Source organism: Roseomonas nitratireducens (assembly GCF_017813355.1).
Taxonomy (GTDB): Bacteria; Pseudomonadota; Alphaproteobacteria; order Acetobacterales; family Acetobacteraceae; genus Neoroseomonas; species Neoroseomonas nitratireducens.
In genome coordinates this window covers 24,887-42,538 of the sequence record NZ_JAGIYZ010000007.1, presented here as the reverse complement: position 1 = coordinate 42,538, position 17,652 = coordinate 24,887, and the positions used below count along the sequence as shown (strand labels likewise).

Genomic DNA, 17,652 nt, shown 5'->3' with positions numbered 1-17,652 from the left:
AACCACGCCGGAAACGGCCACATCCTGCGGCGCCCGCACCGTCCTCGCGGCGGGCTGGCCAGATCGCCGATCCAGCAACACACTGATGCTGCCGGATGGATCTTTGGGTGTCAGTCCTCCGCGAAGACCCCGGCACGGAGCGAGCCATGAACACGCGATACCGCAAGCCCCTGCCCGGCACGGAGCTGACCTTCTTCGACGCGCGCGCGGCAATCGAGGCGATCACGCCGGGTGCCTATGACGGCCTGCCCTACACCGTGCGCGTCCTGGCGGAGAACCTGGTCCGGCGCTGCGACCCGGCACTGCTGACGGCCGCCCTGACGCAGCTGATCGAGCGCAAGCGCGAGATCGACTTTCCCTGGTATCCGGCCCGCGTCGTCTGCCACGACATCCTCGGCCAGACCGCGCTGGTCGACCTCGCTGGCCTGCGCGACGCGATCGCCCAGAAGGGCGGCGACCCGTCCAAGGTGAACCCGGTCGTGCCGGTGCAACTCATCGTGGACCACTCCCTGGCCGTGGAGCATGCCGGCTTCGAGAAGGACGCCTTCGCGAAGAACCGCGCCATCGAGGACCGCCGCAACGAGGACCGCTTCCATTTCATCGAGTGGACGCGCCACGCCTTCGAGAACATGGAGATCGTCCCCCCCGGCAACGGCATCATGCACCAGATCAACCTGGAGCGGATGTCGCCGGTCATCTGCACGCAGGACGGCGTGGCCTTCCCCGACACGCTGGTCGGCACGGACAGCCACACGCCGCATGTCGACGCACTGGGCGTCATCGCCATCGGCGTGGGCGGGCTCGAGGCCGAGAACGTCATGCTCGGCCGGGCGTCGTGGATGCGCCTGCCCGACATCGTGGGCGTGGAGCTGACGGGCAAGGCGGCCGCGGGGATCACCGCGACGGACATCGTGCTGACGCTGACCGAGTTCCTGCGCAAGGAACGGGTGGTCGGCGCCTGGCTGGAATTCTACGGCCCGGGCGCGTCGAGCCTGACGCTCGGCGACCGCGCCACCATCTCCAACATGGCGCCAGAATACGGTGCCACCGCCGCGATGTTCTCGATCGACCGGCAGACCATCGACTACCTGCGCCTGACCGGGCGCGAGGACGCGCAGGTCAGGCTGGTGGAAACGTATGCGAAGGTCGCCGGCCTGTGGTCGGACGACCTGGCGAAGGTGCAGTACGAGCGCGTGCTGCGCTTCGACCTGTCCACCGTGGTGCGGACCCTCGCGGGGCCGTCCAACCCGCATCGCCGCCTGCCGGTCGCGGACCTCGCGGCACGCGGCATCGCGGGGCCGGTGACGCAGGAAGCCGGGCTGATGCCCGATGGCGCGGTCATCATCGCGGCCATCACGAGCTGCACGAACACCTCCAACCCCCGCAACGTGATCGCCGCCGGCCTGCTGGCGCGCAACGCCCATCGCGCCGGGCTGAAGCGCAAGCCCTGGGTGAAGTCGTCGCTCGCGCCCGGGTCCAAGACGGTGGCGCTGTACCTGGACGAGGCCGGCCTCACGCCGCACCTGGAGGCGCTCGGCTTCGGCCTGGTCGCCTTCGCCTGCACCACCTGCAACGGCATGTCCGGCGCGCTCGACCCGCGCATCCAGCAGGAGATCATCGACCGCGACCTCTACGCGACCGCCGTGCTGTCGGGGAACCGGAACTTCGACGGGCGCATCCATCCCTACGCGAAGCAGGCCTTCCTCGCTTCCCCGCCGCTCGTGGTGGCCTATGCGATCGCCGGCACCATCCGCTTCGACATCGAGCGGGACGTGCTGGGCGTGGATGCCGACGGCAAGGAGATCCGCCTGAAGGACATCTGGCCGACCGACGAGGAGATCGACGCCGTCGTCGCCAGCGCGGTGAAGCCCGAGCAGTTCCGCAAGGTCTATGCGCCGATGTTCGGCAACCGAGGCGCGCGCAGGAAGGTCGAGCCGCTTTACGACTGGCGCCCGCAGAGCACCTACATCCGCCGCCCGCCCTATTGGGAAGGCGCGCTGGCCGGCGAGCGCACCCTGCGCGGCATGCGTCCGCTCGCGCTGCTGGGCGACAACATCACCACCGACCACCTGTCGCCATCGAACGCCATCCTGCCCGACAGCGCGGCGGGCGAGTACCTGGCGCGGATGGGCCTGCCGGAGGAGGACTTCAATTCCTACGCCACCCACCGGGGCGACCACCTGACCGCGCTGCGCGCCACCTTCGCCAATCCCACGCTGGTCAACGAGATGGCGCGCAACGCCGATGGCACGCCGCGCAAGGGTTCCCTGGCGCGCGTGGAACCGGAAGGCCAGACCATGCGCATGTGGGAGGCCATCGAGACCTACATGGCGCGCAAGCAGCCGCTCATCATCGTGGCGGGGGCGGATTACGGGCAGGGATCCTCGCGCGACTGGGCGGCGAAGGGCGTGCGCCTCGCGGGTGTCGAGGCCATCGTCGCGGAAGGCTTCGAACGCATCCATCGCACCAACCTGATCGGGATGGGCGTGCTGCCGCTGGAGTTCAAGCCCGGCACCACCAGGCTGACGCTGGGCCTGGACGGCACCGAGACCTACGACGTCATCGGCGCCCGCACGCCCGGCGCAGACCTGACGCTGACGATCCACCGCCGCGACGGCACCACCATGGAAACCCCCGTGACCTGCCGGCTGGACACGGCGGAGGAAGTCTCGATCTACGAGGCGGGCGGCGTGCTGCAGCGCTTCGCGCAGGACTTCCTCGAGGCCGAGGCCCCGCAGGGCGGCCGACAGGTCGTCTGACCCTTCCCGCGCGCCTGCCGCCTCGACAAAGGCGGGCGCGCGGCATCCTCCGACCACGGCATCGCGCAGGAAGCCAGCATGGCACACCCACCGCAGATCAGGATTCCCGCCACCTACATGCGCGGCGGCACCAGCAAGGGCGTCTTCTTCGTGCTGGACGACCTGCCGGACGTGGCGCGCGTCCCTGGCGCGCCGCGCGACCGGCTGCTGATGCGCGTGATCGGCAGCCCGGATCCCTACGGCAAGCAGACTGACGGCATGGGCGCGGCCACCTCCAGCACCAGCAAGACCGTGATCCTGAGCCGCAGCACGCGGCCGGACCATGACGTGGACTACCTGTTCGGCCAGGTCTCGATCGACAAGGCCTTCGTCGACTGGTCGGGCAATTGCGGCAACCTGTCCGCCGCGGTCGGTCCCTTCGCGATCAGCAACGGCCTGATCGATCCTGCCCGCGTGCCTCGCGACGGCGTCGCCGTCGTCCGTATCTGGCAGGCCAATATCGGCAAGACCATCATCTCCCACGTCCCGATGACCGCCGGCGAGGTGCAGGAAACCGGCGATTTCGAGCTCGACGGCGTGACCTTCCCGGCGGCCGAGGTCCGGCTCGAATTCATGGATCCGGCCGAGGAAGGCGAGGGTGGGGCGATGTTCCCCACCGGCAATCTGGTGGATGCGCTGGAGGTGCCGGGCGTGGGCACCTTCCGCGCGACGATGATCAATTCGGGCATACCGACCATCTTCCTGGAGGCCGATGCACTCGGCTTCCACGGCGCCGAGCTGCAGGACGACGTCAACGGCGATGCCGCGACGCTGGCGCGCCTGGAGACGATCCGCGCGCACGGCGCGCTGCGCATGGGCCTGATCAAGTCGATCGCCGATGCCGCGCAGCGCCAGCATACGCCCAAGGTCGCCTGGGTGTCGCGGCCCAAGGCCTATGTGGCCTCCAGCGGCAAGCGGATCGGCGTCGGCGATGTCGACTTGCTGGTGCGGGCGATGTCGATGGGCAAGCTGCACCACGCCATGATGGGAACGGCCTCCGTCGCCATCGCGACGGCCGCCGCCATACCGGGCACGCTGGTCAACCTCGCGGCCGGCGGCGGCGCGCGCGAATCCGTCTGCTTCGGCCACCCTTCCGGCACGCTGCGCGTCGGTTCCCAGGCGCTGGAGGTGGACGGCCAGTGGAAGGTGACCAAGGCCATCATGAGCCGCAGCGCGCGCGTGCTGATGCAGGGACGCGTGCACGTTCCCTTCGCCGGGTAGCGCCCGCCGGACGCGGACGGGCCAGACGCCCGGCGGCCGGCGGACCGCCCGTCGCCGGGCTGGCGCGCCATCGGCAGGCTGCTAGGCTTCGCCCGACAAGGGCGGAGGAAGCGGTGATGGCGCACGCAACGACGGGCCGCAGAAGCATCCTGGCAGGCGGGGCCGCGCTCGCCGCCTCGGGCATCATCCGCCCGCCGGAAGCGCGCGCCGCGCGGGCCCTGGATGTCGTGCTGGAATCCGAGGTCGTCATCCTCGACCCGCATGTGATCACCGCCGCCATCACGCGCACCTTCGCGACGCATGTCTTCGACACGCTCTTCGCCATGGACGATCGCGGCCAGATCCGGCCGCAGATGGTCGAGGCGTGGGAGAGTTCGGCCGACCGGCTCACCTGGCGCTTCCGCCTGCGCGACGGGTTGAAGTGGCACGATGGCGCGCCGGTCACGGCGGCGGAGTGCGTCCTGTCGCTGAACCGCTGGGCGCCGCGCGATCCGCTCGGGCGGATGCTGCAGGCCGCGACCGCGTCGCTGGAAGCGACCGACGCGCGGACCTTCACGCTGGTGCTGAAGGAACCCTTCCCGCTGCTGCTGCAGGTGCTGGGAAAGCCCAACGCGCCGCTTCCGGTGATGATGCCCGAGCGCCTGGCGCGCGTGCCAAACACGCAGCGCGTCACCGAGATCGTCGGATCCGGCCCCTTCCGCTTCCGCGCGGATCTCTGGCGCCCGGGCAACGTCATGGTGCTGGAACGCTTCGCCGAATACGTGCCGCGCGCCGAGCCGCCGGATTTCCTGGCGGGCGGCAAGCGCGTGAAGATCGACCAGCTGAACCTGCGCGTCATGCCCGACCAGGTGACCGGCGCGGCGGCCCTGATGCAGGGCGAGATCCACTACATGCAGTACCTGCCCTTCGACCTGCTGCCACGGCTCGAGCGCGCGCGGGGCGTGCGGCTGCTCGGCCTGGGCGGGCTGCACCAGTTCCAGGGCAATTTCCGGCTCAACCACGCGGTCGCGCCCTTCGACAACCCGGCGATCCGCCGCGTGCTTTGGAAGCTCGCGGACCAGCAGGCGGTGCTGACCGCGATCGGCGTGCCTGAACGCTTCCGCGCGCCGCAATGCCCGTCCTTCTGGATGTGCGACGCGCCGTATTCCAGCACGGCGGGCGCCGCCGGCGCGCGGGTCGACATCGAGGGCGCGCGCGCGGAACTGCGGGCCGCCGGCTATCGCGGCGAACCGGTGATCGCCATGGAGGTGGCCGGGTCGATCAGCCAGACCGCGTCGATGGTGCTGGTGCAGAACATGAAGGCGGCCGGCTTCACCGTCGACCAGCAGGTGATGGACTGGGGCACCGTGCTGGCGCGGCGCGTGCGGCGCGACGGCTGGTCGATGTTCTCGGTCTATTCGAACGGCACGGACATGTTCTCCCCGCTCACGCATTTCTACGTGGCGTCGACTTGTGCCGACTTCCCCGGCTGGTCCTGCGACGACCGCATTCCCGCCCTGCTGCAATCCTTCGCGCGCGCCGAGGACGACGCCGCGCGCGCGCGCGTCGCCGCCGAGATCCAGACCATCGCCTATGACCTCACGCCCGCGGTGATGTGGGGGCAGTTCACCATTCCCGCCGGCTACCGCACGAACCTGAACAACATGATCCAATCCTCCTACCCGATGTTCTGGGAGGTGGACCTCGCCGGATGACGCCCGAGACGCTGCGCGCGGCGCTGCCGCCCCTGACCGGCGCGCTGCGCGTCGCCGGCCTGTCCGAAGCCGTTAACGTATTCCGCGACCCCGAGGGCATCCCGCACATCCGGGCGCGCAGCCAGCATGACGCCTTCGTGGCGCAAGGCTTCGTGCATGCGCAGGACCGGCTGTTCCAGATGGAGCTCAACCTGCGCCGCGCGCTCGGGCGCAGCGCGGAATGGCTCGGCGCGCCGGCCGCCGAGATGGACGCGCTGTGCCGGCGGCTCGGCATGGAGGCGACCTGCCGGCGGGACTACGCCGCCCTCGGCGACGAGGCGCGGGGAATGCTGCAGGCCTATGTCGCGGGGGTGAACGCCTTCCTCGGCTCCGGCGCGCCGCCATCGGCGGAGCATGCGTTGCTCGGCGCTGCGCCCCTGCGCTGGGAAGCCTGGCACCCGATCGCGGTGATGCGCCGGCTCGGCCTGCTGATGGGCTCGGTCTGGTTCAAGCTGTGGCGCGCCGCGGCGCTGCCGGCGCTGGGCACCGAGCAGGCGGCGAAGCTGCGCTACGAGGATGGCGGTATCGACCTGCTGTGCATCCCGCCCGGCGTCGAGGCGGCGCGCTGGACCGCGACGCTGGGCGACCTTGCGCCCGCGGTCGCCGCGCTGCTCGACCGCGCGGCGCCCGATGCGACAGGTGGCGGCAGCAACAACTGGGCGCTGTCGGCCGCGCGCAGCGCGACGGGCCGGCCGCTGCTCGCCGGCGATCCGCATCGCCTCTTCGAGATCCCGAACATGTACGCGCAGGGGCACATCGCCTGCGAGGCCTTCGACGTGGTCGGGCTGACCGTGCCCGGCGTGCCGGGCTTTCCCCATTTCGCGCACAACGGGCGCGTCGCCTGGTGCGTGACGCACGCCTTCGTCGACATCCACGACCTGTTCGTCGAACGCTTCGATGCCGATGCCTCGCACCACCTGTTCCGCGACGCCTGGCTGCCGGTACGCCGCCGGCGCGAGACCATCGCCGTGCGCGGCGACAAGGCGCGCGAGATCGAGGTGATCGAGACGGCGCACGGCCCGGTGGTCGTCGGCGATCCGGCCTCCGGCACCGCGATCGCGCTGCGCTCCGTGCAATTCGCCGAGACCGACCTTTCCTTCGACTGCCTGCCGCGCATGCTGCGGGCGGATGGCGTACCGGCGCTGTTCGAGGCGACGCGCGGCTGGGGCCTGATCGACCATAACCTGGTCGCTGCGGATACGGCGGGACGGATCGGCCACCTGTTGCGCGCCATGGTGCCGCGGCGGCCACGCGCGAATGGATGGCTGCCAGTGCCCGGTTGGACTGGTGCGCATGAATGGCAGGGCTGGATCCCCTTCGAGGCCATGCCACGGCAGATCGACCCGGCGGACGGCGCGATCGTCACGGCGAACAACCGCGTCGTCGCCGATGGCGGGGCGGACTACCTCTGCACCGACTGCCATCCGCCCACCCGCGCGCGGCGGATCGGCAGCCTGCTCGCGCAGCCCGGCATGGCGGCCGAGGCGATCCATGGCGACACGCTCTCGGCCAATGCGCTGCTGCTGCGCGATCGCCTGACCGCGCTGCCAGCGCCGGACGATGCGGCGGCGGCGGCACTGCGCGAAAGGCTGCTCGGCTGGGATGGTCGCATGGCCGCGGACAGCCTCGCGGCCAGCGGCTATTTCGCCTCGCGTCTCGCGCTGACGCGCATCCTGGCCGAGCGCAGCGGTCTTGGCAGGCTCGCGGGCGATCCGCTGCTCGCGGTCCCGCCCGGGGTCGTGCCGCTGAACCAGCTGTGGTGGACGCTGCCGACGCTGCTGCGCGCCGATGACGCCACGCTGCTCGGCGGCTGGAGTTGGGCGCAGGCGTTGCAGGCGGCGCTGAAGGTCGCCGCGGTCGATCCCATCGCGGCGCAGCCTTGGGGGGAGGCGCACCGGCCGCGCTTCGCCCATCCGCTCGGCGCACTGTTCCCGGATGTCGCGCCGCTGCTCGACCCGCCTGCGCAGGCGATCGGCGGCGATGGCGACACTGTCTTCGCCAACGGGCTGCTGCCCTCGGGCGGACCGCGCGCGACCTATGGCGCACTCGCGCGCTACGTGTTCGATGTCGGCGCCTGGGAGAATTCGCGCTGGACCGTCTTCCACGGGGCCTCCGGCCATCCGGGCAGTCCGCACTATGCCGACCAGCACGCGGCCTGGGCCGAGGCGCGGCTGACGCCGATGCGCTACGGCTGGGAAGGCATCGCGGCCTCCGCCAGCGCGCGGCAGCCGCTGGAGCCGGGCTGACGCGTCAGCCCATGCGTGCCACGGCGGCGAAGCCTTCATCCGCCGCCTGCAGCGCAAGGTCGATGTCGGACGGCGCGTGCGCGCAGGACAGGAACATGTTGTGCCGGGGGTGGAAATACGCGCCCGCGCGCAGCGCCGCGGCACAGAAGGCGGCGCCGCGTTGCCAATCACTGTCGCCTTCGAACAGCAGCAGCGGCATCTGCGGCGGGCCGCTCTGGCGGATGCCGATGCCGTGCCGCGCCGCCAGCGCATCGAGGCCCAGGCGCAGGCGATCGCCCATCGCGCGCATATGCGCGGGGCCGTCGACGCGCCGCAGCTCGGCCAGCGTCGCCATCGCCGCGGCCATCGGCACCGCCGCGCACCAGAAGGATCCCGTCGTGTAGATGCGCATCGCCGCGTCGCGGAACGCATCCCCGCCGGTCACCGCTGACAACGCGTGGCCGTTGGCGATCGCCTTGCTGTAGGCGGCGAGATCGGGGCGTACCCCGATCGTCTCCCAGGAGCCGCCGAGATGCAGCCGGAAGCCGGCCCGCACGTCGTCCAGGATCAGCGCCGCGCCGGTCGCGTTGCAGATCTCGCGCGCGGTGCGGGCGAAGTCCGGGTCGGGCAGTTCCAGGTCGCGCCCCATGTCGTGGCGAAAGGCGGTGACGATCACCGCGGCCAGGTCGCCCTTCGCGTCCTCGGCCGCCGCCTGGAGCGACGCCGCGTCGTTGTAGTCGAAGTGTAGGATATGCGCGCGATCCTCCGCTGTGACGCCAGCCAACGAAGGCGTGCACCACGGCGCCGCGCCATGATAAGACCCGCGCGCGACCAGCACCTTGCGCCGCCCCGTGCCGGCGCGCGCGATGGTCACGCAGGCCGTGGTCGCATCGGTGCCGTTCTTCTCGAACAGGCACCAATCGGCGTGCGGGATCATCTCGACCAGCGTCTCGGCGAGTTCCACGAGCACCGGGGCGGGGCCGTTCATCGCGTCGCCGCGTTCGGCCTGGCGACGCGCCGCTTCCTCGACCGCCGGGTGGCGATAGCCGACCACCATCGGGCCCCAGGCGCACATCAGGTCGACGAACTCCCTGCCATCTGCGTCGCGCAGCCGGCAGCCCTCGCCGGAGGCGAAGAATTGCGGGTAGCCCTCAGGCAGGTTCGCCGCGTTCAGATGCCCCCAGAGCCCGCCGGGAATGACGCGACGGGCGCGCCCGCGCAGCGCGGCGTCGATGCTGTTGGCGCGGTCTTGCGGCATGGCGGGTCTCGCTGTCTGAATGCTGCGTTGTAATGGCGCGCGCGCGCCGGCGCCACGCCGCGCCGGCGCACCGGAGGAACCCATGGCCACCGACGACCTGCTGTTCATGTCCGCCACGCGCGCCGCCGCGCTGATCCGAAGCCGCCGCCTCTCCCCGGTCGAGTATGTCGATGCGGTGCTGGCGGAAGTCGCGCGCGCGCAGCCGCGGCTGAACTGCTTCGTCACGGTGGCGGAGGAAGCGGCGCGCCGCGACGCGGCGCAGGCCGAGCGCGCGGTGATGGAAGGCGCACCGCTCGGCCCGCTGCACGGCGTGCCGATCCACATCAAGGATTTGGTGGATGTCGCGGGGATGCCCACGACGCATGGTTCGGCGATCCATGCGCAGGCGAAGCCGGCCACGAAGGACGACGTGCTCGTCGCGAGGCTGCGGGCGGCCGGCGCGATCATCATCGGCAAGACCACGACGCCGGAATTCGGCGTCAAGGGGCTGACCGACGGGCCGGCCTTCGGCATCACGCGCAATCCGTGGAACCTGGAGCGCACCTCCGGCGGGTCGTCGGGCGGCGCCGCCGCGGCGGTCGCGGCGGGGCTTGCGCCGCTCGGACTGGGCACCGATGGCGCAGGGTCGATCCGCGGGCCGGCGGCCTGCTGCGGCGTGGTCGGGCTGAAGCCGACGCTGGGCGCGGTGCCGGCGGACGCCGCGCGCGACGCCTTCGGCAACAACACCTATGCCGGGCCGCTTGCGCGTAGCGTCACGGATGCAGCGTTGATGCACGCCGTGCTGGCGGGGCCGGCCGGGCAGGACCCCTGGAGCCTGGGGGGGACGTCGGCGGCGCGTCCTGTCTCGCCAGTGCTGCTGGGCGAGGACCTGTCGGGACTTCGGATCGGGCATGTGCCGCGCTGCGCCAATCCGCGGGTCGCGGTGGATGTCGCGACGAACACGCGCGGCGCGCTTGATGCGTGGGCGGAGATGGGCGCCGAGGTCGAGGAGGTGGACGAGGCGATCGACTGGATCGAGTACGAAGGCCGCGTGCTGTACCAGGCCAACTTCGCCGTCTTCTGCGCGCCCTTCCTGCCGGAATGGCGGGACCGCATGGACCCGGTGACGCTCGCCTTCATGGAACGCGGTGCGCAGTTCACGCTGGCCGACTTCCGCAACGCACAATTCGCCCGCACGCGGCTGTTCCGCGCGGTGCAGGCGCTGTTCGATCGGTACGACCTGCTGGTGATGCCGACGATGACGCGCACCGCGCTGCCGGCGGTGTTCGACGCGGCGAATGACGACGTCATGGTGGACGGCGTGCCCTGCGGCATCACGCGGCAAGGTTGGACCTCGCCGCAATACCCCTTCAACCTGACGGGCCACCCCGCGGTGTCCTTGCCCTCCGGCTTCGGCGCCGATGGCTTGCCCACGGCCGTGCAGGTCGTCGGGCGCTGGGGCGCGGAGGCGGATGTGCTGCGGCTCGGCGCGCTGCTGGAACGGGCCAGGCCCTGGTCGCAGCACAGACCCAAGACCCTCTAGAGGCGCAGGGCAGCGGGGGCGTCGCGTGCCAACTGTACGGTTCGCGCTTCTCCCGGACCGTCGCGCTCGAAGCGTTCAATCCTCGAAGAAGGGCGTCTCCTCCTCCGCATCGCCGCGCAGGCGGATGTCGAAGCGGAAGACGCGCACGCCATCCGCCATGCCGTCCGGCACCGCGAGAAGCCTCGCACGCTGCGACGGCGCCACGATGGTCAGGACCGGATCGACCGCGTTCTCGGCGGCGAAGTCGGGAAAGAACACCGTGGTCAGCGCGCGGCGCATCAGCCCCGCGCCCATCACCGTGATGTTCATGTGCGGCGCCCGGTGACCTCCGGCCTCGGCATATCCGCCCGGCAGGACGGTGCGGAATTCGTACTGCCCCTCCGCATCGGTCCAGGCCCGCCCCCAGCCGAGGAAATCAGGATCCGCCAGGTGCCGCTCCGGGTCGAGCGGATGGTTGAAGCGACCGCCGGCATCCGCCTGCCAGGCCTCGAGGATCTGGTTGACGCAAGGGAGTCCTTCGGCCCGCGTGACCGTGCCGCGCAGCAGGATCACCTCGCCCCGCCGCGTCGGGGCCGCGCCGTGGGCGACGATGGTCAGGTCGTTGTCGCCCGGCTGGAAGAAGGTGCGGGGGAAGAAGGGACCGATCGTGTGCTGCGAGGTCGGCGGCAGCGGCGCGCCGGGGGCGGAAGCGCCGGTCATGGCGTCACCGGCGTCGCGTCGCGGCCGCGCAGCACGATGTCGTGGGTGTAGCCCAGCCATTGGTCGCCCACCTCCGCCGGCGGCAGGTCACGCGCGATGAGGCGGTCCCGCGCGGCAGCATCCGGGATCGAGTTCAGGATGCGGTCGAGCGCGTTCAGCGGATCGCCGCTGAAATACATCTGGGTGACGAGCCGCGAGAGCGAGGACGGGCCGAGCACCGAGAAATGCAGGTGCGGCGGACGCCACCAGGTGTCCTTCACCGGCACGGGATAGGCGCCGGGCTTGATGGTGAAGAAGGCGTAGCGGCCCTCCTCATCCGTCCGCACGCGCCCATTGCCGACGAAGTTCGGATCGAGCGGCGCGGCCCGCTGGTCGATCGGGTGGAAGTAGCGCCCGGCCGCATTGGCCTGCCAGAGCTCGACGATCGCGCCGCGCACCGGCCGCCCGTCCTCGTCCAGGATGCGGCCCGAGATGTGCATCAGTTGGCCAATGGCGATGCGGCCGGGCGCGGGCTGCGCGAGATTCGCATCGCCGCAGGGCAGCTTGCGCTGCAACTCGAGCGGGCCGGTCGCCTCGGTGCGCGTCACGGGCCGGCGCAGCAGCGGCTGCGCGGGCGTGAAGGTCCAGGTGTTGGGGTAGCCGTGGATCGGTACATCGGGCTCGATGCCCGGCGGCCAGGGATCGAAGCGATCCGGCGCATCCGTGGAACTCATCCTGTCCTCCCTTCGGAAAGGCCCGCCATCCATGGTGAACGGATGATGCGGCGCCGGGGACTCATTCGTCCGGGGTGAAGCCGGTCCCGCCTTCTTGCCTGGGAGAGTGGCCAAGGCATGCGAAAAATGTCAATGATCTGGCCTATTCGCTCTTTCAGGATAGCCGCCGGGCGTGCACCACTCCCCACCCCGGCGAACCGCGAGGACACCGCATGGCAGACGCAGCGCAGACCGCCGGCCACGGCGCCAGCACATATCTGCTGGACCTCCCCGGCGGCCCGCTCGAGGTCGAGGTTGCCGGCGACGGCCATCCGATCGTCCTGATCCCCTCGCTCGGCCGCGGCCAGGAGGATTACGACGCGATCGCGCCGACGCTGGTCGCGGCAGGCCTGCGGCTGATCCGGCCGGAGCCGCGCGGGATCGGACGCTCCGCGCCGCTGACGCCGGGTGCCACGCTGCACGACATGGCCGCGGACGTGGCCGTGGCGATGGAGCGCTTCGCCGGCGGCCCGGCCCTCGTCGCGGGTCATGCCGCCGGCAATTGGGTCGCGCGGATGCTCGGCCATGATCGCCCCGACCTCGTGCGCGGCATCGCCATGCTGGCCGCCGTGACGGGCACGGAGGTCACGCCGGAGATCAGCCGCGCGATCACCTCGAGCTTCGACTCCGCGCTGCCCGACGCGGAACGGCTGCGCCACCTGCAGCGCGCCTATTTCGCGCCCGGCCACGATGCGAGCGTCTGGCTTGCGGGCTGGCATCCCGAGGTCGCGCGCGCGCAGCGCGCCGCCCGCACGGCGACGCAGGACCGCGCCTGGCTGCGGGCGGCGGAGGCGAAGCCGCTGCTCTACCTTGCGGCCGAGGAGGATGCGATCGCGCCGCCGCCTTCCGAGGCGGAAGTGCAGGCGCTGCTCGGTCCGCTGGCTCGGTGCGCGGTGGTCGCGCGCGCCGGCCACGCCCTGCTGCCCGAACAGCCCGCGGCGGTGGCGGCGGCGCTCATCGCCTTCGCCCGCGACCTCTGGGGCTGAGGGCCGGAGCGCGGCAAGGGGGCGCGACGCGGCTTCGCCTTCAGCGCAGCTTGATGTCGATCCGCACCACGTCGCCGCGATAGATGCCGTCCGCGACGAGGATGAGCACGCCGCGCTGGTCCACCGCGGCGCGGCGCACATGCGCGATCGGCGCGTTCAGCGGCAATTGCAGCGCCGTCGCCGTCTCGATGTCGGCGGTGCCGATCGTCAGCGTCTGCCGCGCATCGCTGATGCGCACGCCTGGAATGCTGGCCGCCAGCTTCAGCGCGGTCTTGCCGCGGAGGTCCTCGGCCGTGACCTTCGACCGGAGCCGTTCGTCGAGGTACAGATCGGCCACCAGGAAGGGCTGGCCATCGCGCCAGTGCCGGCGGCGGATATGGGTGTAGCGCGGCGCCTTGGTGCCCATCTCGACCGGCGGCGCGGGCGTTTCCGTGACACCCGGCGTCTCGCCGAGCACCTCGATCTCGGCCCCCTCGCGGGACCGCAGCAGGCCCGTCCAGTCGGTCTCCACCTCGCACCAGAGACGGTTCGCGGCCGGTGCCGTGCGCACGAAGGTGCCCTTCGCGCGGAACCGCTCGATCAGCCCCTCGGCTTCCAGCTGGTCGAGCGCCTGGCGGATGGTCGCGCGGGCCACGCCGCATTCGGCGGCAAGTTCGTCCACCGTCGGGATCTGGTCGCCATTGCGCCAGGTCCCCTGCTCGATGCGGCGACGGAAAAGGGTGGCGAGCTGGATGTAGCGCGAGACCGCGCTGCGGTTGAGGTCAATGGCCGGCGCGGCGGGTCGGGCGGACTTCGTGGCCGAGGGCATGGCGCGACCGTTAGCCGGCGCCCGCGGCGGCGTCCAGGAAATCGCGCCCGTCGCGGAATGCCTCGATGTCCGACAGCATGCGCGCGATCAGCGCCGCGCGAGTCTCGTGCGTGAGGGAGGCGCTGTGCGGCGCCAGCACGACATTGCCGAGATCGAGGAAGCGCGGATCGAGCGCCGGCTCCGTCGCGAAGACATCGAGCCCCGCGCCGGCGATGGTGCCGTCCTGCAGCGCGGCGATCAGCGCCGGCTCGTCCACCATGGACCCGCGGGCGATGTTGACCAGCACGCCGCGCGGCCCGAGGGCGCGCAGCACCCGCGCATCCACCATCCTGTCGGTCTCCGGCCCGGCGGCCAGCGCCAGGATGAGCACGTCCGCCGCCTCGGCGAGTTCGATGAGGCTGCCGAGGCGTGGCCAGGGCAGGTCCGGCTTCGCGCGCGGCCCGGTCCACGCGACACGCATGCCCAGGCCGGCGCAGCGGCGCGCAATGGCCTGGCCGATGCGCCCCATGCCGACGATGCCCGCCATCTTGCCGTGCAGGCCGATGCCCAGGCGCATCCGCTCCTTCCCCCAGCGCCCGGCGCGGACGAAGCGGTCGGCCTCGGCGACCAGCCGCGCGGCGCCGTACATCAGGCCGATCGCCGCGTCCGCGACATCCTCGGTCATCACGCCGGGTGTATAGGCCACGGCGACGCCGCGCCGCGCCGCGGCGGCGAGGTCGATGCGCTCGAGCCCCGTGCCCTGGCTGGAGAGCAGCCTGAGATCCGGCAGCCGGTCGAGCAGCGCCGCGGTCGCGCCGTGCATGGCGGTGGTCACGGCAATCCGGAAGCCGGGGCGCGGCTGTTCCGCCGGCTGGAGTTCCGCCAGGTCGTAGCGCTCCGCAAGCGCGGCACGCAGGTCCGCGGGAACGGGGCAGAGCAGCAGCACGGGCTCGCGCATCGCGCGCCTACCTCCCCTTGAAGACCGGCTTGCGCTTCTCGGCGAAGGCGCGCCACGCTTCCTGCGTGTCCTCGGTGCGCGACAGCGCGGCGGTCTGGGACTGCTCGAAGACGTAGCCCTCGTGCAGCGGCATGTACTCGGTCACCTGGAAGCTGCGCTTGGCGGCCTGCACGGCGAGCGGCACCTTGCCGGCGATCTCGGCCCCGATCCGCTGCGCCTCGGCCAGCAGCGCATCGCGCGGCAGGCAGGCGGAGGCGACGTTCATCCGCAGCAGTTCCGGCCCAGGGACGCGGCGCGCCGTGTAGATCATCAGCCGCGCGTCGGATTCGCCGAAGTGGCGGCGTACATGCTTCACGCCGCCGGCGAGGCCGACATCCACCTCGGTCATCGACAGGTAGGCGTCCTCCGCCACCAGGATGATGTCGGCGCAGAGCGCGAGCACAGCGCCCGCGCCGATCGCGAGCCCGTTCACCGCCGCGATCACCGGCTTGCCGCACTCCATGATGCAGTCGAAGGACGCGCGCGTAAGGCGGTTGTGCCGCGGATAGGCGCCCGGGACGCCGGCGATGTTCGGCCGTTCCTTGAGGTCGGCGCCGGCGCAGAAGGCACGGCCGGCGCCGGTCAGCACCACCGCGCGCACATCCTCGCGGTCGTGCAGCGCGTCGAAGACCGCGATCAGCTCCTCCTTCATCGCGCGGTTCTGCGCGTTGACCGGCGGGCGGTCCAGCGTGACGGTCGCGACAAGGTCGGCGACCTCCAGCTTCAGAGTCTCGTAGGTCTCGCTCATTCCACCCGTATCCCCGCTGCCTCGATCACCTGCTTCCACCGCGCGCTCTCGCGCGCGATCGTCTCCGCCAGCTCCTCGGGCGAGGAGGGCGTGGCCTCCTCGCCGAGCGCTTCCATGCGCGCACGATAGGCCGGCTCGTTCAGGATGCCCACGATCGCCTGGTTCAGGCGGGCGACGATCGCGGGCGGCGTGCCGCCGGTCGCGGCGATGTAGTTGAAGGGTGCGGCGTCGAAGCCCGGCAGGGTCTCGGCCAGCGCGGGCAGCTCCGGCACCAGGCGCGAGCGCTGCGGCGTGGTGACGCCGAGCGCGCGCAGCGATCCAGCGCGCGCGGGCGGCAGCAGGATGGACAGCGTGTCGAGCGCCATGGCCACGGTTCCCGACAGCAGGTCCGTCATCGCCGGCCCGGTGCCGCGATAGGGCACATGGGTGATGTCCACGCCGCCCAGGAACTTCAGCATCTCCCCCGCGAGGTGGGAGGAGGAGCCGACGCCCGAGGAGGCGAAGGTCAAGGTCCCCGGCCGCGCCTTCGCCAGCGCGATCAGCTGCGCAAGGTCCTGCGCCGGCAGGGATGGATGGACCGCGAGCAGGTTCGGCGCGCGCTTGTAGCCGGAGACCGGCGCGAAATCCCGCACCGGATCGTACGGCACGCTGCGCATCAGGTGCGGGTTCACGCTCTGCGGCCCCGGCGTGCCGTAGAGCAGCGTGTGGCCATCCGGCGCCGCGCGCGCGACGAGCTGCGCGCCGAGCGTGGCGCCACCGCCCGGCCGGTTTTCCACCACCACGGGCTGGCCGAGGGCGGCAGAGAGCGGCTCGGCGAGTTGCCGCGCACTGGCATCGGCCGAGCCGCCGGCGGCGAAGGGGCAGACCAGGCGGATCGGCCGGCTCGGGAAGCCCTGCGCCAGGGCGGGCGCCGGCAGGGCGAGCGCGGCGGCGAGGATGGATCGGCGATGCGTCTTCATTCGATGGTGATCCTCTGCGCGACGATGACGCCGCGCCAGCGCTCGATCTCCTCCCGCACCATCGCGGCCAGGTCCTCCGAGGTGCCGCCGACCGGCTCGGCGCCAAGCCCCGCGTAGCGCGCGCGGATGGTGGGATCGGCCAGCACGCGGTTCGTCGCCGCGTTCAGCGCGGCGATGGACTCCGGCGGCGTGCGCGCCGGGGCGAGCAGGTAGTTGAAGGAGGCGTCGTGGAAGCCGGGCAGGGTGCGCGCGATGGGCGGCAGGCCGGGTGCCGCCTCGGCCGGGTCGCGCGTGCTGACCGCGAGTGCCCTGATACGCCCCTCCCGCACCAGCGGCAGCAGCGCGGCGGCGGTGTCGAGCGTCATGTCGACGCGGCCGGCCATCAGGTCCTGCACGCCCGGCGCGGTGCCGCGATAGGGCACGTGCAGCATCTCGATCCCCGCCATCTGCGCCAGCATCGCACCGGCGAGATGCGCGGAGGAACCGATGCCGGAGCTGGCATAGGTCACGCCGCCCGGCCGGGCGCGCGCGACGGCGATGAATTCCGCCACATCGGCCGCGGGAAAGTCCGGCCGCACCACGAGCAGCTTCGGCGCGCGCATCAGCGCGACGACAGGGGCGAAATCCGCCAGCGCGTCATAGGGCATGCTGCGCATCATCAGCGGGTTCAGGATCTGCACCGGCGGCGGCGCGTAGAGCAGCGTGTGCCCATCGGCCGGCGCGCGCGCGACCTGCACCGCGCCGACCGTATTGGTGCCGCCGGGCCGGTTCTCGACGATCACCGGCTGGCCCAGCTGCGCGCCGAGCGGATCGGCGATCAGCCGCGCGATCGTGTCCGCCGTGCCGCCCGGCGCCAGCGGCACGACGATGCGCACGGGCCGCGTCGGCGCCCAGGCCGGCTGCGCGCGGGCCGGCGCGGCACGCAGCAGGACGGCGGCGGAGAGCAGGAAACGCCGGCGCATCGCCG

General features: G+C 71.8%; 14 protein-coding genes. 6 read left to right on the top strand and 8 right to left on the bottom strand.

The window, feature by feature from the left end; all coding sequences use genetic code 11:
• Positions 1–146 precede the first annotated feature (146 nt).
• The 4 genes from acnD to J5Y09_RS08880 all read left to right on the top strand — a co-directional run bounded on the left by acnD (position 147) and on the right by J5Y09_RS08880 (position 7,998).
• Positions 147–2,759: a Fe/S-dependent 2-methylisocitrate dehydratase AcnD gene (gene acnD / locus J5Y09_RS08895; RefSeq protein WP_209351404.1), complete on the top strand. Its 2,613-nt coding sequence runs from the start codon at positions 147–149 to the stop codon at positions 2,757–2,759.
• Between the two features lie 78 nt (positions 2,760–2,837).
• The gene (gene prpF, locus J5Y09_RS08890; protein ID WP_209351403.1) at positions 2,838–4,019 is read left to right on the top strand and encodes a 2-methylaconitate cis-trans isomerase PrpF; all 1,182 of its coding nucleotides are present in this window, start codon (positions 2,838–2,840) and stop codon (positions 4,017–4,019) included.
• Between the two features lie 116 nt (positions 4,020–4,135).
• The gene (locus J5Y09_RS08885; RefSeq protein WP_209351402.1) at positions 4,136–5,713 is read left to right on the top strand and encodes an ABC transporter substrate-binding protein; all 1,578 of its coding nucleotides are present in this window, start codon (positions 4,136–4,138) and stop codon (positions 5,711–5,713) included.
• Entirely contained in the window at positions 5,710–7,998 is a 2,289-nt protein-coding gene (locus J5Y09_RS08880; RefSeq protein ID WP_209351401.1) for a penicillin acylase family protein, read from the top strand. Before J5Y09_RS08885 ends, J5Y09_RS08880 begins: the two co-directional genes overlap by 4 nt.
• A gap of 4 nt (positions 7,999–8,002) precedes the next feature.
• Here the strand turns inward: J5Y09_RS08880 and J5Y09_RS08875 are convergent, their stop codons facing one another.
• A complete protein-coding gene (locus J5Y09_RS08875) occupies positions 8,003–9,235 on the bottom strand; it encodes an aminotransferase class III-fold pyridoxal phosphate-dependent enzyme (protein ID WP_209351400.1) in 1,233 nt (410 codons plus the stop codon).
• An 82-nt stretch (positions 9,236–9,317) separates the two neighbouring features.
• On the opposite strand from J5Y09_RS08875, the gene J5Y09_RS08870 reads away from it, so the two are divergent.
• The gene (locus tag J5Y09_RS08870) at positions 9,318–10,757 is read left to right on the top strand and encodes an amidase (RefSeq protein ID WP_209351399.1); all 1,440 of its coding nucleotides are present in this window, start codon (positions 9,318–9,320) and stop codon (positions 10,755–10,757) included.
• Positions 10,758–10,832: 75 nt separating this feature from the next.
• Here J5Y09_RS08870 and pcaG read toward each other — a convergent pair whose 3' ends face one another.
• Entirely contained in the window at positions 10,833–11,456 is a 624-nt protein-coding gene (gene pcaG / locus J5Y09_RS08865) for a protocatechuate 3,4-dioxygenase subunit alpha (RefSeq protein WP_209351398.1), read from the bottom strand.
• Positions 11,453–12,169: a dioxygenase family protein gene (locus J5Y09_RS08860; RefSeq protein ID WP_209351397.1), complete on the bottom strand. Its 717-nt coding sequence runs from the start codon at positions 12,167–12,169 to the stop codon at positions 11,453–11,455. The genes pcaG and J5Y09_RS08860 overlap by 4 nt, the downstream gene beginning before the upstream one ends.
• A gap of 212 nt (positions 12,170–12,381) precedes the next feature.
• Here J5Y09_RS08860 and J5Y09_RS08855 point away from each other — a divergent pair, with 212 nt between their 5' ends.
• Entirely contained in the window at positions 12,382–13,194 is an 813-nt protein-coding gene (locus J5Y09_RS08855) for an alpha/beta fold hydrolase (protein WP_209351396.1), read from the top strand.
• A gap of 40 nt (positions 13,195–13,234) precedes the next feature.
• Here the strand turns inward: J5Y09_RS08855 and J5Y09_RS08850 are convergent, their stop codons facing one another.
• The 5 genes from J5Y09_RS08850 to J5Y09_RS08830 are packed head-to-tail and all read right to left on the bottom strand — an operon-like array spanning position 13,235 to position 17,647.
• A complete protein-coding gene (locus J5Y09_RS08850; RefSeq protein WP_209351395.1) occupies positions 13,235–14,002 on the bottom strand; it encodes a GntR family transcriptional regulator in 768 nt (255 codons plus the stop codon).
• Positions 14,003–14,012: 10 nt separating this feature from the next.
• Positions 14,013–14,939 (bottom strand): NAD(P)-dependent oxidoreductase, encoded by a 927-nt coding sequence (locus J5Y09_RS08845; protein WP_209351394.1) that lies wholly within the window; start codon positions 14,937–14,939, stop codon positions 14,013–14,015.
• A 7-nt stretch (positions 14,940–14,946) separates the two neighbouring features.
• Positions 14,947–15,726 carry an enoyl-CoA hydratase/isomerase family protein gene (locus J5Y09_RS08840; protein ID WP_209351393.1) on the bottom strand — a complete coding sequence of 260 codons (780 nt, stop codon included), beginning with the start codon at positions 15,724–15,726 and terminating at the stop codon, positions 14,947–14,949.
• Complete coding sequence (locus tag J5Y09_RS08835; RefSeq protein WP_209351392.1) at positions 15,723–16,685, bottom strand: Bug family tripartite tricarboxylate transporter substrate binding protein; 963 nt, start codon at positions 16,683–16,685, stop codon at positions 15,723–15,725. The genes J5Y09_RS08840 and J5Y09_RS08835 overlap by 4 nt, the downstream gene beginning before the upstream one ends.
• Positions 16,682–17,647: a Bug family tripartite tricarboxylate transporter substrate binding protein gene (locus J5Y09_RS08830; RefSeq protein ID WP_209351391.1), complete on the bottom strand. Its 966-nt coding sequence runs from the start codon at positions 17,645–17,647 to the stop codon at positions 16,682–16,684. Before J5Y09_RS08830 ends, J5Y09_RS08835 begins: the two co-directional genes overlap by 4 nt.
• Between the last annotated feature and the right edge of the window lie 5 nt (positions 17,648–17,652).

Excerpts from the sequence above, each read along its gene's own strand:
- J5Y09_RS08830 (WP_209351391.1), bottom strand. The coding sequence starts at position 17,647 with ATGCGCCGGCGTTTCCTGCTCTCCGCCGCCGTCCTGCTGCGTGCCGCG.
- J5Y09_RS08845 (WP_209351394.1), bottom strand. The coding sequence starts at position 14,939 with ATGCGCGAGCCCGTGCTGCTGCTCTGCCCCGTTCCCGCGGACCTGCGT.
- J5Y09_RS08835 (WP_209351392.1), bottom strand. The coding sequence starts at position 16,685 with ATGAAGACGCATCGCCGATCCATCCTCGCCGCCGCGCTCGCCCTGCCG.
- J5Y09_RS08870 (WP_209351399.1), top strand. The coding sequence starts at position 9,318 with ATGGCCACCGACGACCTGCTGTTCATGTCCGCCACGCGCGCCGCCGCG.
- J5Y09_RS08880 (WP_209351401.1), top strand. The coding sequence starts at position 5,710 with ATGACGCCCGAGACGCTGCGCGCGGCGCTGCCGCCCCTGACCGGCGCG.
- J5Y09_RS08850 (WP_209351395.1), bottom strand. The coding sequence starts at position 14,002 with ATGCCCTCGGCCACGAAGTCCGCCCGACCCGCCGCGCCGGCCATTGAC.
- prpF (WP_209351403.1), top strand. The coding sequence starts at position 2,838 with ATGGCACACCCACCGCAGATCAGGATTCCCGCCACCTACATGCGCGGC.
- J5Y09_RS08860 (WP_209351397.1), bottom strand. The coding sequence starts at position 12,169 with ATGAGTTCCACGGATGCGCCGGATCGCTTCGATCCCTGGCCGCCGGGC.
- pcaG (WP_209351398.1), bottom strand. The coding sequence starts at position 11,456 with ATGACCGGCGCTTCCGCCCCCGGCGCGCCGCTGCCGCCGACCTCGCAG.
- J5Y09_RS08840 (WP_209351393.1), bottom strand. The coding sequence starts at position 15,726 with ATGAGCGAGACCTACGAGACTCTGAAGCTGGAGGTCGCCGACCTTGTC.
- acnD (WP_209351404.1), top strand. The coding sequence starts at position 147 with ATGAACACGCGATACCGCAAGCCCCTGCCCGGCACGGAGCTGACCTTC.
- J5Y09_RS08875 (WP_209351400.1), bottom strand. The coding sequence starts at position 9,235 with ATGCCGCAAGACCGCGCCAACAGCATCGACGCCGCGCTGCGCGGGCGC.
- J5Y09_RS08855 (WP_209351396.1), top strand. The coding sequence starts at position 12,382 with ATGGCAGACGCAGCGCAGACCGCCGGCCACGGCGCCAGCACATATCTG.
- J5Y09_RS08885 (WP_209351402.1), top strand. The coding sequence starts at position 4,136 with ATGGCGCACGCAACGACGGGCCGCAGAAGCATCCTGGCAGGCGGGGCC.